The following is a 667-nucleotide window of genomic DNA, read 5'->3' on the forward strand; positions in this document are numbered from 1 at the left end:
GGATAATCTGTCGTCTCAGGCACGCGAATCACTTCACGTACTTTGGCAACGTTAATACCGTAATAACAGGTTTTGGTGCTGCCGTCTGGCAATTGTTTTTCTAGGTGAAACTCAATAATTTCGAGTTCATTGGTACCACTTTCAGTCAAAATGGTGCTGGTTACGTTACTCATAGACCCAATATCCAAAAAACGCGTCAAGAAAAGGCTTGATGCAATACCGTAAAGAACTTCTTCCTACGGCAAAAAATCCGAGCGTCCTTTTTAGTCTTTACGACTGTGTTTGTAAACCTTCAAAAGGACGATTACTGCACACTTCCATCTCAAACAGTGAAAATATGTCTCAATTTTGAACAAGACTTCGGTAGAGATTCTACTCTCCCGCCTTCGTTACGTTCTATAGCGGCCATAACACTGAAAAGTTTAGGAATAATTTGAGCGAATGCTTTATGCCACAAGCAAAGTTACAACTCAGAAGATAGCAATAAAATGCCACTCATTTCTAACATGAAGAAATTTGAAACGCAGCTATCGAGTGTAGTGCAGCAACCTCTCCCTTATTGGCTTCCTATTTTGATGTAAGAAAAGCCTCACAACTACAACAAAACATTAGATATCAATAATTTAGAGTCAGTTTAAAAACAACCCTATACTTGACCCGTTTCTTA

The 667-nt window shown here is 39.0% G+C and carries 1 pseudogene; it reads right to left on the reverse strand.

The features are described from left to right. A pseudogene (locus tag R7040_RS27025) lies at positions 1–173 on the reverse strand (chemotaxis protein CheV); the annotation flags it as partial. Positions 174–667: the final 494 nt, after the last annotated feature.

The organism is Vibrio sp. 1069 (assembly GCF_033340555.1).